The 13,182-nt window shown below is 60.1% G+C and carries 12 protein-coding genes, 1 tRNA gene and 1 rRNA gene; 9 read left to right on the forward strand and 5 right to left on the reverse strand.

Translation table 11 applies throughout. The features are described 5' to 3' along the window. The 3 genes from rrf to J2T09_RS02655 all read left to right on the forward strand — a co-directional run. A 5S ribosomal RNA gene (rrf, locus tag J2T09_RS27710) occupies positions 1-80 on the forward strand; the annotation flags it as partial. 240 nt (positions 81-320) lie between these two features. Then, positions 321-397 (forward strand) — tRNA-Met (locus J2T09_RS02650). Between the two features lie 218 nt (positions 398-615). Next, positions 616-1,752, forward strand: a complete 1,137-nt coding sequence (locus tag J2T09_RS02655; RefSeq protein WP_306830817.1) for a GGDEF domain-containing protein — start codon at positions 616-618, stop codon at positions 1,750-1,752. A 108-nt stretch (positions 1,753-1,860) separates the two neighbouring features. Here the strand turns inward: J2T09_RS02655 and J2T09_RS02660 are convergent, their stop codons facing one another. Then, positions 1,861-2,292, reverse strand: coding sequence for an organic hydroperoxide resistance protein (locus J2T09_RS02660; protein ID WP_306830819.1), 432 nt, complete (start codon positions 2,290-2,292; stop codon positions 1,861-1,863). Positions 2,293-2,429: 137 nt separating this feature from the next. Between J2T09_RS02660 and J2T09_RS02665 the strand changes: the two genes are divergently transcribed. The 6 genes from J2T09_RS02665 to J2T09_RS02690 all read left to right on the forward strand — a co-directional run bounded on the left by J2T09_RS02665 (position 2,430) and on the right by J2T09_RS02690 (position 8,631). Continuing rightward, positions 2,430-2,888, forward strand: coding sequence for a MarR family winged helix-turn-helix transcriptional regulator (locus J2T09_RS02665; RefSeq protein WP_306830821.1), 459 nt, complete (start codon positions 2,430-2,432; stop codon positions 2,886-2,888). A 332-nt stretch (positions 2,889-3,220) separates the two neighbouring features. After that, positions 3,221-4,816 (forward strand): ABC transporter substrate-binding protein, encoded by a 1,596-nt coding sequence (locus J2T09_RS02670; protein ID WP_306830823.1) that lies wholly within the window; start codon positions 3,221-3,223, stop codon positions 4,814-4,816. Positions 4,817-4,975: 159 nt separating this feature from the next. Further along, positions 4,976-5,980 (forward strand): ABC transporter permease subunit, encoded by a 1,005-nt coding sequence (locus J2T09_RS02675; RefSeq protein WP_306830824.1) that lies wholly within the window; start codon positions 4,976-4,978, stop codon positions 5,978-5,980. A 16-nt stretch (positions 5,981-5,996) separates the two neighbouring features. Further along, the gene (locus J2T09_RS02680) at positions 5,997-6,917 is read left to right on the forward strand and encodes an ABC transporter permease subunit (RefSeq protein ID WP_306830826.1); all 921 of its coding nucleotides are present in this window, start codon (positions 5,997-5,999) and stop codon (positions 6,915-6,917) included. A 2-nt stretch (positions 6,918-6,919) separates the two neighbouring features. Further along, a complete protein-coding gene (locus tag J2T09_RS02685; RefSeq protein WP_306830829.1) occupies positions 6,920-7,783 on the forward strand; it encodes an ABC transporter ATP-binding protein in 864 nt (287 codons plus the stop codon). Further along, entirely contained in the window at positions 7,780-8,631 is an 852-nt protein-coding gene (locus J2T09_RS02690) for a dipeptide ABC transporter ATP-binding protein (protein ID WP_306830831.1), read from the forward strand. Before J2T09_RS02685 ends, J2T09_RS02690 begins: the two co-directional genes overlap by 4 nt. A 121-nt stretch (positions 8,632-8,752) precedes the next feature. On the opposite strand, the gene J2T09_RS02695 is transcribed toward J2T09_RS02690, so the two are convergent. Genes J2T09_RS02695 through J2T09_RS02710 form a run of 4 tightly spaced genes read right to left on the reverse strand, consistent with a single transcriptional unit; the run spans position 8,753 to position 13,126 of the window. Then, entirely contained in the window at positions 8,753-9,634 is an 882-nt protein-coding gene (locus J2T09_RS02695; RefSeq protein WP_306830833.1) for a dihydrodipicolinate synthase family protein, read from the reverse strand. A 21-nt stretch (positions 9,635-9,655) separates the two neighbouring features. After that, the gene (locus tag J2T09_RS02700; RefSeq protein ID WP_306830835.1) at positions 9,656-11,275 is read right to left on the reverse strand and encodes an ABC transporter ATP-binding protein; all 1,620 of its coding nucleotides are present in this window, start codon (positions 11,273-11,275) and stop codon (positions 9,656-9,658) included. Beyond that, positions 11,268-12,197 (reverse strand): ABC transporter permease, encoded by a 930-nt coding sequence (locus J2T09_RS02705; RefSeq protein WP_306830837.1) that lies wholly within the window; start codon positions 12,195-12,197, stop codon positions 11,268-11,270. Before J2T09_RS02705 ends, J2T09_RS02700 begins: the two co-directional genes overlap by 8 nt. A 14-nt stretch (positions 12,198-12,211) precedes the next feature. Beyond that, positions 12,212-13,126, reverse strand: a complete 915-nt coding sequence (locus tag J2T09_RS02710) for an ABC transporter permease (protein ID WP_112502293.1) — start codon at positions 13,124-13,126, stop codon at positions 12,212-12,214. Positions 13,127-13,182: the final 56 nt, after the last annotated feature.

The following is a 13,182-nucleotide window of genomic DNA, read 5'->3' on the forward strand; positions in this document are numbered from 1 at the left end:
CATTCCGAACACGGCCGTGAAACGCCCCAGCGCCAATGGTACTCCGTCTTAAGACGCGGGAGAGTAGGTCGCTGCCAGGTCTTTTAAAGGCAATGAAATCTTCTCAGCACGAAAACAACGGCCCCTGGCCAAACACCAAGGGTCGCCCAAAGCGACCCTTCGTCGTTTGTGGGAAAAGCAGAAACAAAAACGAATAAGGATGGCTCACAGGCTCAAGCCGGTGCCCACCTTACAGGAGACAACGAGCTGCGCTCGTTGCTCCGGCAGTCAGCCAACGCCTTCGCGTTGGCAACTCGCACAAACCTTCCGTTTGTGCTCGTCGCGGGGTGGAGCAGCCCGGTAGCTCGTCAGGCTCATAACCTGAAGGCCGCAGGTTCAAATCCTGCCCCCGCAACCAAATCTCCCGAAACAAACAAATAGTAACGCTCAAATCAAATCCGGATACCCGCCATTCGAGCGCGTAAAACTGTCTGTCGAACTTCTGACCCAGAAGAGGGGAGGGGGCAGCGTGACCGGCACGGCCGGCGCATCGGTGCTACAGCTTCTCACATCCGTCGTTAACCGTACCTTTTTACATAAGCACTATGTGTCTGACCGAATTCAACAGGTCTGCGCATGTCTCTGCTTCCCCTTCTTCTCAATATCATCGGCCTTATGGCGCTTGTCGCCATGTGTCTGGGGAGTACCGAACGGCTCAATCTGCCTCCTTTGCTTAAAGGTTTTGTTCTCGGCCTGCCGTTTGCCGCTGCGGCCTGCATCGCCATGATGATGCCGATGGTGCTGCCGGATGGTACCGTGATCAACGGGCGCTCGCTGTTTCTGGCCTTCGCAGCCGCTTTCGGTGGTGTCGTGCCGTATCTGGTGGCCGCCCTGATCGCGCTTGTCGGTCACATGGAGCTCACGGATCTCGGCGTCGGGCAGGCCCTCCGGCCTTCGCTTTGCGCGGGCGTGGTCGGGCTCGGCTGGCGGTTTTTCGTTTATCCGCGGCTCGGCATGTCGATCGGCAGTCTTCTTCTGCTTGGCCTGATCGTTTCCGCTCTGGCACTTCTGTTGCTTTTCGTAGCTTCGGGGCAGGGTGTGTCGCTGTTCCTTCAGACCTATCCGGCGACACTTGTCGGATCACTCGCCGCAGCGCTGATCCTCGGCACGTTCATCGACCGCGAGATGCGCCATCTGAGCGAAGCGCGCCTCTGGCAGGAACAGGCCTATACCGATGCCCTGACCTCGCTTGCCAACAAACGGGCTTTTTATGAAGCCACGGCCGCGCTCTCCGGCAAGACCTCTCCCTTTTCCATTCTGGTGATCGATGTCGATCACTTCAAGAATATCAACGATACCCATGGCCATGATGCCGGCGACATCGTTCTGAAAGCCATCGCAGCCTGCGTCTCGGAGACGCTGGGTGGCAGGGGGCGGGCCTTTCGGCTGGGTGGGGAGGAATTTGTCGCTCTTGTGCCCGGCGCGCCGTCACGGGATGGGCTGAAGCTGGCAGAGACAATCCGTCAGGCGGTCGCCGGACTTTCCGTCGAGGCAGGTGGCCAGTTCGTGCGGGTAACCGTGAGCATCGGCATTGCCGACAATGGCGATGGGCAGGAGCCGCCGCATGTGGTGGCGGCGGCGGATACGGCGCTTTACCTCGCCAAGGCGGGTGGGCGCAATCGCAGCGTCCTCAGTGGCGATCTATCCAGGGAGCAGGTCGCAGCGGCACAGGAATTGCCGGCAAGACCGAAAGCCGCCGGCGAGCGTGCCTGAAGGCGTCTGTGCGCTTGCAAGGAATGATGCAGACACGAAAAAGCCGGCCATCCCGGCGGAGGATGACCGGCTTGCGGGCGACGGAACCGCCCGTGTTACCTGGTGTCTTTACGTACGAACGGTGAAACCGACGTCGACGCTGGCCTTGATGGCGTTGGAATAGGGGCAGATGTCGTGGGTCACTTCGACCAGCTTCTGCGCATCTTCTTCCGAGAGGCCCGGCAGATAGACGTCAAGTGCTGCAGTGATGCCAAAACCGCCTTCCGAGCGCGGGCCGATACCGATCGTGGCGCCGACGGTGGAACCTTCCGGAACCTTGGTCTTCAACTGCTGGGCACCGACACGAAGCGCGCCGAGGAAGCAGGCCGAATAACCAAGCGCAAAGAGTTTTTCAGGGTTGGCGCCATCGCCGCCTGGACCGCCCAGTTCCTTCGGAACAACCAGCTGCAGCGCCAGTGTGCCGTCATCCAGCGCGGTCTTGCCATCGCGGCCGCCGCCATGGGCCGTTGCGCTTACCTTGTATTTTGCATCAACAGACATAGGTCTTCTCCTTGGTTGAGTGACTTCGTCACGGATCGTTTTTGTATTGCTCGCAAATCTATTGTGCACAATATAGTTTGCCGTGTGGCCGATGTCAATGTCTTGCAATTGGATTGCGCACCATTTATCTTTCTTCCATGTCTACGACCGAAAAAACGGCCGCGCAGATCGGCCTCGACCAGATGCTCTGTTTCGCCGTCTACAAGGCAGAGCAGGCCTTTAATCGTGTGTATCGTCAGGCACTTGAGCCTTTGGGGCTGACCTATCCGCAATTCCTGACCATGCGTCTTCTGTGGAGTGAGGGCAGTCTTTCCGTCGGTGAGATTTCCGAAAGGCTGGGCCTCGATTCCGGTACGGTGACACCACTTCTCAAACGGCTGAGCCTCATGGGACTGGTGAAAAAAGCCAGGCGCGCCGATGATGAACGTCGCGTCGACATTTTTTTGACCGACGAGGGCAGGGCGCTGGAGGCGAAGTCGGAGGCGGTCATGCAATGTATCGCGCGGGCGGCTGCGGTGGATGGCGAGGAGGGGGACGATATGCTGTCGACCATCAACCGGCTGATCGCCAATCTCAACCATGCTGCGGAACAATAGGTGATGATACGAGACAAGACCTGCCGGTCTTGTTTGGTCACTTCTGTTGAAGCTTGCCCTTAATTAGTTGTGGCGCTGAGCAAATTCGGTGCGAATGCCGATCAAACCGGCATCTGCTTTGGCAAATGACATGATACATTAACGTAAATCTTGCGGCAGGACTGCCAACTCCGCGATTGTGTGTTGACAACCCCCGCCTACAGTTCTGTATCTGTCGCACCGACTCAAAGCACTGGCACCAGGGGAAGGTAAGAGGACACACCACGGCTTCGATCCGGGTGTTTGTCTCTGGGGTGCCTCAGAGGCAAGAAGTCACAAAAGGGGAGTTTTCCATGAAACGCGCGCTTATCGCCGCACTTGCACTGGCCGCGCTGCCAATGTTTTCGACCGCCGCAGCGGCCAAGACCTTCGTTTATTGCTCTGAAGGTTCGCCGGAAGGTTTCGATCCGGGTCTCTACACCGCCGGCACGACCTTCGATGCCTCGGGCCATCCGATCTACAGCCGCCTGCTGGAATTCAAGCCGGGCACCACGCAGCCGGAAGCCGGCCTTGCCGAGAGCTGGGAGATTTCTGAGGATGGTACGGTCTACACGTTCAAGCTCCGTTCGGGCGTAAAGTTCCAGACCACGGATTTCTTCACCCCGACCCGCGATTTCAACGCTGACGACGTCATCTTCTCGCTCGGTCGCCAGATCGACGAAAAGAACGCCTGGAACAAATACATCACCGGCGGCAGCTGGGAATATGCCGAGGGCATGGGTTTCCCGAAGCTGATCAAGTCGATCGAGAAGGTCGATGACCTGACCGTCAAGATCACGCTCAACCGTCAGGAAGCGCCGTTCCTTGCCAACATCGCGATGCCGTTCGCTTCGATCCTGTCGAAGGAATATGCCGACAGCCTCGAAAAGGCCGGCACCAAGGAACAGCTGAACCAGCAGCCGGTCGGCACCGGTCCGTTCACCTTCGTCGCCTACCAGCAGGATGCCATCATCCGCTACAAGAAGAACGCCGATTACTGGGGCACCGCTCCGAAGATCGACGATCTGGTCTTCGCGATCACCACCGACGCTGCCGTTCGTTACCAGAAGCTCAAGGCCGGCGAATGCCACCTGATGCCTTACCCGAACGCTGCCGACGTGCAGGCCATGAAGGCTGACGAGAACCTGCAGGTTCTCGAGCAGGAAGGCCTCAACATCGCCTACCTCGCCTACAACACCACGCAGGCCCCGTTCGACAAGCCGGAAGTTCGTATCGCTCTCAACAAGGCGATCAACAAGCAGGCTATCGTCGATGCCGTCTTCCAGGGCATGGCGACACCGGCAATCAACCCGATCCCGCCGACCATGTGGTCCTATAACAACGAGACCAAGGACGACACGTACGACCTCGATGCCGCCAAGAAGATGCTCGAAGAAGCAGGCGTCAAGGATCTGTCGATGAAGATCTGGGCCATGCCGGTTTCGCGTCCGTACATGCTGAACGCACGTCGCGCCGCTGAAATCATGCAGGACGACTTTGCCAAGATCGGCGTCAAGGTCGAGATCGTGTCCTACGAATGGGCCGAATATCTTGACCGTTCCAAGGCGAAGGACCGTGACGGCGCCGCCATGCTCGGCTGGACCGGCGACAATGGCGATCCGGACAACTTCCTCGATACACTGCTCGGCTGCGATGCCGTCGGCGGCAACAACCGCGCGCAGTGGTGCAACCAGGAATTCGACGCCCTCGTGAAGAAGGCCAAGATCACGTCCGACCAGGAAGAGCGCACGAAGCTTTATGAGCAGGCGCAGGTCATCTTCAAGAAGGAAGCTCCCTGGGCGACCATCGACCACTCCCTGTCCGTCGTTCCGATGCGCAAGGGCGTAACCGGCTTCACCCAGAGCCCGCTCGGTGACTTCACCTTCGAAGCCGTCGATATCGCCGAGTAATCTGGCAGTTTGACAACTTTTTGCCGCGGGAGACATTGCGTTTCCCGCGGCATTTTCTTATGAGATGCCCAAAAATATGGCGGTGACGCCGAAATGGCCTGATGCATGGCTTGACAATAAACATGAATCCGGTCCGCCCCCTTTCCGCAAAGGCTTAAAATGTTTGGCTTCCTTCTGCGGCGCCTCGCCGTCCTGATCCCGACGTTCATCGGGGTCTCCATTATCGCGTTCTCGTTCATCCGCCTCCTTCCGGGCGATCCGGTCGCGCTTCTTTCGGGTGAGCGCGTCATGTCGCCGGAGCGCCATGCGCAGATTTCCGCGCAGCTCGGCATGGACCGGCCGATCGTCATCCAGTATTTCGACTATCTCGGCGGCGTTCTGACCGGTGACTTCGGCACCTCGATCGTGTCCAAGAAGCCGGTTCTCGACCAGTTCCTGACGCTGTTCCCAGCGACCGTCGAACTGTCCTTCTGTGCCATCATCATCGCGGTCGCGCTCGGCATTCCGGCCGGCATCATCGCCGCCGTCAAGCGTGGATCGATCTTCGATCAGGGCCTGATGGGCATCGCGCTGGTCGGTTATTCCATGCCGATCTTCTGGTGGGGCCTGCTTCTCATCATCCTGTTCTCCGGTATCCTGCAATGGTTCCCGGTCACGGGCCGCATCTCGCTGATGTTCTATTTCCCGCAGGTCACCGGCTTCATGCTGATCGATAGCCTCATCTCGGGCCAGAAGGGCGCATTTGCCTCGGCGCTCAGCCATCTGGCGCTGCCGTCGATCGTGCTTTCGACCATTCCGCTGGCCGTCATCGCCCGCCAGACGCGCTCCGCCATGCTGGAAGTTCTGTCGGAAGACTATGTCCGCACCGCCCGTGCGAAAGGTCTGTCGCCGTTCCGCGTCATTGGCGTCCATGCGCTGCGCAATGCGATGATCCCGGTCGTCACCACGGTCGGCCTGCAGGTGGGCGTGATGCTTGCCGGCGCCATCCTGACCGAGACGATCTTCTCCTGGCCGGGTATCGGCAAGTGGATCCTCGATAGCGTCTTCCGCCGTGACTATGCCGTCATCCAGGGTGGCCTCTTGCTGATCGCCGCGATCATCATGACCGTCAACCTGATCGTCGACCTGCTCTATGGTCTCGTCAATCCGCGTATTCGCCACTAAGAAGGAGCAAAATCCCATGGCCGACGCCACTCTCACACAAAAGGCCGCGGAGCCCGTCTCCAGCGCCCAGATGCGCCGCCAGATGCTCAAGGAGTTCTGGTTCTACTTTTCCGAAAACCGTGGTGCCGTCATCGGCCTCTACGTTTTCGTCGCGCTGGTTCTCGTTGCGATCTTCGCATCGCTGATCGCGCCGCATTCGCCGTTCGAACAGTATCGTGATGCCGTGCTGAAGCCGCCGGCATGGGTCGAAGGCGGCAGCTGGACCTTTATTCTCGGCACCGATCCGATCGGCCGCGACATCCTTTCGCGCCTGATCTATGGCGCGCAATATTCGCTGTTCGTCGGTCTCGTCGTCACCACGCTGTCGCTGGCCGCCGGCATCATCGTCGGTGTCATCGCCGGTTATTACCGTGGCTGGGTCGACACGATCATCATGCGCCTGATGGACATGATCCTCGCCATCCCGTCGCTGCTTCTGGCGCTTGTGCTCGTCACCATTCTCGGCGCCGGTCTGAACAGCGCCATGATCGCCATCGCTGTCACCCTGCAGCCGCATTTCGTGCGCCTGACACGTGCCGCCGTGATGGCCGAAAAGTCGCGTGACTACGTGACAGCTGCCCGCATCGCCGGTGCAAGCCCGCTGCGTCTGATGTTCCGCACCATCCTGCCGAACTGCACCGCGCCGCTGATCGTGCAGGCGACGATGTCGTTTTCGAACGCCATTCTCGATCTGGCCGCTCTCGGCTTCCTCGGCATGGGCGTGCAGCCGCCGTCTCCTGAATGGGGCACGATGCTGGCCGAAGCCCGCGAATTCATCCTGCGCGCCTGGTGGGTCGTCACCTTCCCGGGGCTTGCAATCCTCATCACCGTTCTTGCCATCAACCTGATGGGCGACGGCCTGCGCGATGCGCTTGATCCGAAGCTGAAGAGGTCCTGATCATGTCGCTCTTGCAAATCGATAATCTCACCGTCGAATTCGAAACCTCGACCGGCTGGTTCCGCGCCGTCGATGGCGTTTCCATCAAGGTCGACAAGGCCGAAGTTCTTGCCATCGTCGGTGAATCCGGCTCCGGCAAGTCCGTTTCGATGCTGGCCGTCATGGGTCTTCTGCCGGCAACGGCAAAGATCACTGCCGACCGTATGCTGTTCGAAGGCCAGGATATCCAGAAGCTCAGCGGCTCCGAACGGCGCAAGCTGATCGGCAAGGATATCGCCATGATCTTCCAGGAGCCGATCGCCAGCCTCAACCCGTGTTTCACGGTGGGCTTCCAGATCGAGGAAGTTCTGCGCATCCATCTCGGCCTCGACAAGAAGGCCCGCCGCGCCCGCGCCATCGAGCTGTTCAAGCTGGTCGGCCTGCCCAATGCGGAAGAGCGCATGCATGCCTTCCCGCACCAGATGTCGGGTGGCCAGTGCCAGCGCGTGATGATCGCCATCGCGATTGCCTGTGACCCGAAACTGCTGATCGCCGACGAGCCGACAACCGCTCTCGACGTGACCATCCAGAAGCAGATCCTCGATCTGATCATGGACCTGCAGGCACGCACCGGCATGGGCTTGATCATGATCACTCACGATATGGGTGTCGTGGCCGAAACCGCCGACCGCGTTGTCGTGCAGTACAAGGGCCGCAAGATGGAGGAGGCCGATGTGCTTTCCCTCTTCGAAAACCCGCAGAGCAACTATACCAAGGCGCTGCTGGCGGCCCTGCCGGAAAACGCCACCGGCGATCGCCTGACCACGGTTTCCGCCTTCTTTGACGGCAATCCGGAACCGGCACCTTCTGCAGGAGCATCGGCATGAGCGATATCAAGACCACTGACACCATGCTCGAAGTCCGCGACATCAAGCGCGATTACGAACTGCCGGGTGGCTTCATGAAGCCGAAAAAGACGCTGCATGCCGTAAAGGGCGTGTCCTTCAAGCTGGAACGCGGCAAGACGCTGGCAATCGTCGGCGAGAGCGGCTGTGGCAAGTCCACGCTGGCGCGCATGATCACCTTCATCGATGAGCCGACCTCCGGTGACCTGATCATCGACGGCAAGAAGATGGACACGCGTCCGGGCCACCTGACCTCTGACATGCGCCAGAAGGTGCAGATCATCTTCCAGAACCCCTACGGCTCTCTGAACCCGCGTCAAAAAATCGGCGATGTTCTGGGGGAACCGCTGGCGATCAACACCGACCTGTCGGCTGCCGAGCGTCGCAACCGCGCCACCGAAATGCTGATCAAGGTCGGTCTCGGTCCGGAACACTACAACCGTTATCCGCATATGTTCTCCGGCGGTCAGCGCCAGCGTATCGCCATTGCGCGCGCGCTGATGATGAACCCGAAGCTGCTGGTGCTGGACGAGCCGGTTTCGGCGCTCGACCTTTCGGTGCAAGCACAGGTTCTCAACCTGCTTGCCGACCTGCAGGACGAGTTCAACCTGACTTACGTCTTCATCAGTCACGATCTTTCGGTCGTGCGTTACATCGCCGACGAGGTGATGGTGATGTATTTTGGCGAAGCGGTCGAATACGGCACGCGCGACGAGGTGTTTTCGAACCCGAAGCACGAATACACCCAGACTCTGTTCAAGGCGACGCCGAAGTCCGACGTGGAATCCATCCGGGCGCGTATTGCTGCGAAGAAGGCGAGCGCTGCCTGACACTATTGCTTGTCGTCATGCTCGGGACAAGCCCGAAGAGGACGGCAAGCAAAAACTGAGAACAAAAAAGGCGCCGCGGATTTCTTCGCAGCGCCTTTTTCTTTGGGTCTCGTCCAGCTGATTACAGCAGGCCGAACTTCTTCAGCGTCTCGCCGATCTTGGCATCCTGCTCGGCATTCGGCAGCAGGGCCGGCTGGCGGCTGGCGCCAACGGAATTATCCTGCAGGTAGAGCGCACGCTTGACCATGGCCGGCGGGAAACCGTGCTGGTAGAGGTCGGTGCGGAAGGCGGTGTAGATGTCCTGCTGGCGTTCGGCCTCGGCGATATTGCCCGAGTTGAAGCCGCCGACGATGCCGGCCAGAACATCCGGCATGGCATTGCCGAGGCCTGAAATGCAGCCGGCGGCGCCGTTCTGCAACGACCACAGGACGAGATGGTCCGGGCCGGAATAGACTTCAAAACCTTCGACGTCCTTGGAGACCTGCAGATAGGCGGCCAGCGTTTCCTGCGCGCCGCCGGAATCCTTGATGCCGGCGATGTTGCCGTGGGTGGCAAGCTTGCGCGCGGTTTCCGGCTCGATGTGGTTCTGGGTGCGGGCCGGGATGTCGTAGAGATAGACCGGCGTGTTGACGGCATCGGCGACGGTCGAAAAATGGCGGATCAGGCCATCCTGCGTGCAGGCGATGAAGAAGGGCGTGATGACGGCAATGCCCGTGACGCCGATGCGGTCGAATTCCTTGGCCAGCTGCAGCGTCTCGAATGTGGCCGGCATGCCGGCATTGACGATGACATCGACCTTGCCGCCGACTTCATCAACGACTTCTTCCAGCAGCTTGACCTTCTCGCCGAAGGTGAGGGCGGAAAAATCGCCATTGGTGCCGGCGCACATGATGTTGTTGCCGGCCGCCACCTGACGGCGCACCTGCGCGCGGGTCGCTTCGTAATTGATGGTTTCGTCGTCGTTGAAGCATGTCACGATCGCGACAAAAGCTTTTTTGGTCATCATTCTACTCCGGTAATCAGATCAGGAAGCGCTGGCTAGGCGCGCATTGCGGTTGGCGGCCTGCACATCCGGGTCGGGATCGAGGCTGGCGGCGAGAAGGGCCTGCGTGTAGGGTTTTTGCGGGTTGTCGAAGACCTGCGCGACGGTGCCGAATTCGACCACTTCGCCCTTCTGCATGACCATCACGTAATCGGCAAAATCGCGCACCAGCGGGAGATCGTGGGCGATGAAGATGAAGGCGATGCCCATCTCCTTGCGCAGCTTGTCGAGAAGCGTGATCACCTGTGCCTGCACCGAAACGTCGAGCGCCGAGACGGCCTCGTCACAGACGATCAGTTTCGGTTCGAGCGCAAGCGCACGGGCAATGGCGATACGCTGGCGCTGGCCGCCGGAGAACTGGTGCGGATACCGGCCCATATGTTCAGCGGAAAGGCCGACCTGACCCAGCAGTTCGGCGACACGTTCGCGCCATTTCGCCTTGGGCAGGATTTCCGGGTGGATGACCCAGGCCTCGGAAATCAGCTGGTAGACCGTCATGCGCGGATTGAGCGACTGGGTGGGGTCCTGAAACACCATCTGCAGGTCACGGCGCAGCTTGAACAGTTCGCCCGGAGACATGGTGAAAAGGTCTTTACCCTTCCATTTTGCCGTGCCGCCATCGGCCTCTTCGAGACGCAGAAGGATGCGGGCAAGCGTCGATTTGCCGGAGCCGCTTTCGCCGACGACAGCAACGGTTTCGCCGGCCTTCAGGTCGAATGAAACGCCTTTCAGAGCTTCGAAGCCGCCGTAAAATTTACGGGCATCCTTGACGCTGAGGATCGGTTCGCCTGCTGTTGCCGGCTCGTGCATGTCGCCCTTGCCGGGCGCGGCTGATATAAGCTTTTTCGTATAGGCGTGCTGCGGGTTGTGATAGACCTCGCGCACCGTGCCGCTTTCGACAAGCTGGCCCTTTTCCATGACAACGACGCGGTCTGCGACTTCCGAGACCACGCCGAGATCGTGGGTGATGATCAGCACGCCCATGCCGGTTTCGCGCTGCAACTCTTTCAGCAGGTTCAGCACTTCCGCCTGGACCGTCACGTCGAGAGCCGTGGTCGGCTCGTCGGCGATCAGGAGGTCGGGTTTGAGCGCAAGTGCCATGGCGATCATGACACGCTGGCGCTGGCCACCGGAAAATTCGTGCGGGTATTTGTCGAGCGCGCGTTCCGGATCGGGCAGGGCAACGCGCTTGAACAGGCGCAGCGCCTCTTCCTGAGCCTTGGCATTGCCGATGCCGTGGGTTTTTAGCGCCTCGCGCATCTGCCAGCCGACGGTATAGACCGGGTTCAAATGGCTGAGCGGATCCTGAAAGATCATGGCGATGCGGCGGCCATTGACTTCACGGCGAGCCTCGCTGCTCATCTTGAACAGGTCCTGGCCGTCGAGCAGGATTTCCCCGGACGAGATTTTTCCCGGCGGCATGTCGATCAGGTTCATGATCGCCGAGGACGATACCGACTTGCCGGAACCGCTTTCGCCGAGGATGGCGAGCGTTTCGCCACGGTCGAGATAATAGGAGATGTTGCGCACGGCATGCACAACACCCGATGCGGTGTGAAAATCGACCGAGAGGTTGCGGACTTCGAGAAGATGATCAGCCATGTTTCGGTCCTTTCATTTCCAGGCGCCAGCGCTGGACGGGGTCGAGCGCGATACGCAGCCAGTTGGACAGAAGGTTGAGCGAGAGCGTGGTGAGAATGATCGCCAGACCCGGCCAGAAGGACAGCCACCAGGCATTGGTGAGGTACTGACGGCCCTGAGAAATCATCAGGCCCCAGGTGATTTCCGGCGGCTGGATGCCGATGCCGAGGAAGGAGAGCGCGCTTTCCGCCAGCATGACATAGGCGAAATCGAGTGTGGCAAGCGTGGTCAGCGTCGGCAGAACCACCGGCAGGATGTGGCGGAACAGGATGCGTTTCGACGATGCACCCATGACCTTGGCGGCCTGCACGAACATGCGGCTCTTGATTTCCAGAACTTCGGCGCGTGTCGTTCGAAGATAGACCGGGATACGGGTGATCGACAGGACCAGCATGAGGTTCATGATGGAGGAGCCGAGGATGTAGAGCACGATCACCGCGACCAGCAGCGACGGGAAGGACATGATGACGTCGGCGAGACGCATGATGATCTGGCTGGTGCGCTCGGAAGCGAAACCGGCGATCAGGCCGAGCAGCGTGCCGACGATGGCCGAGATCAGCACGGCGCCGGCGGCTACCATGATGGTGTTCTGCGTGGCGACGATGATGCGCGGCCAGAGCGGGCGGCCGAGTGCATCGGCGCCGAGCCACATGAACCATTCACGGTCGAACATGAAGGGCGCAAGGTTGCGGCCGCGCAGGTTCTGCTTGGTGGCGAGGTCATCGAGAAGGGTCGGGCCGATGATCGCCATGATGATGACGAAGACGAGGAAGATCGCGGCACAGAGGGCGAACTTGTCGGCCCAGAGCATGCGGCCCATGCGCACCAGAGCGCTCGGTTCTTCCGCGATTGTTTCTTTGGTGGGTGTGGATTGAATGGCCATGGTCATATCGATCCTCAGTAGCGGATGCGTGGATCGAGGAGTGCGTAAGCAAGGTCGATCACGAGGTTCATGAGGAAGATGGCGAAAGCGGTAACGAGGATCGCCGCCAGCACGACGTTGAAGTCACGCTGCAAAATGCTGTCGATCATCAGTTTGCCGACACCGGGGAAACCAAAGATGGTTTCGATCACGACGGCGCCGTTGAGGAGGCTGGCTGCCTGATCGCCGATGACGGTGATGACCGGCAGCATGGCGTTGCGCAGCGCGTGGACAAAAATGATCGGGCCGGATTTGACGCCCTTGGCGCGGGCCGTCTTCACGTAAGCCGACGACAGCGCCGTGATCATCGAACCGCGCACGACCTGAACGATGATGCCGAAGGGGCGCACGAAGAGCACACAGATCGGCAATATCCAGTGGGCGAGCGAGCCGGTGCCCGACGTCGGCAGCCACGAGAGCTGGATGGCAAACACGACGATGGCGACGATGGCGAGCCAGAAATCCGGCACGGAAGCGCCGATCAGCGAAACCATCGAGGAAAAGCGGTCAAAAAAACCGCCGGTGCGGAAGGCGGCGAGCGAACCGACGACGATGGCGCAGACGGTGACCAGCGTCATGGTGATGACGGCGAGCCAGAGTGTCCAGGTGAAGGCTTCGAGCACGACGTCGAGGGCAGGGCGGGCCTTGCGAAGGCTCTCGCCGAGATCGCCGGTCAGAACGTTGCCGACATACTGGCCGAACTGCACGAGCAGCGGCTGGTCTAGACCGTGAAGGGCGCGGAACTCGGCCTTCATTTCGGCGGAAGCTTCGACGGGAAGGAAGAGCGATGCCGGGTCGCCCGTCAGGCGCGACAGGAAGAACACCATGACCAGCAGCCCGATAAGGGAGATGAGGCTGGCAAAGGCGCGCTTGCGGATGAAACTGAGCATGGTGACCTCGATTGCTGGAATGGACGGCGACGCAGCCGCCGCCCATTTCGCTTCGA

This window comes from Neorhizobium huautlense (genome assembly GCF_030811685.1).
Classification (GTDB): domain Bacteria; phylum Pseudomonadota; class Alphaproteobacteria; order Rhizobiales; family Rhizobiaceae; genus Neorhizobium; species Neorhizobium huautlense_A.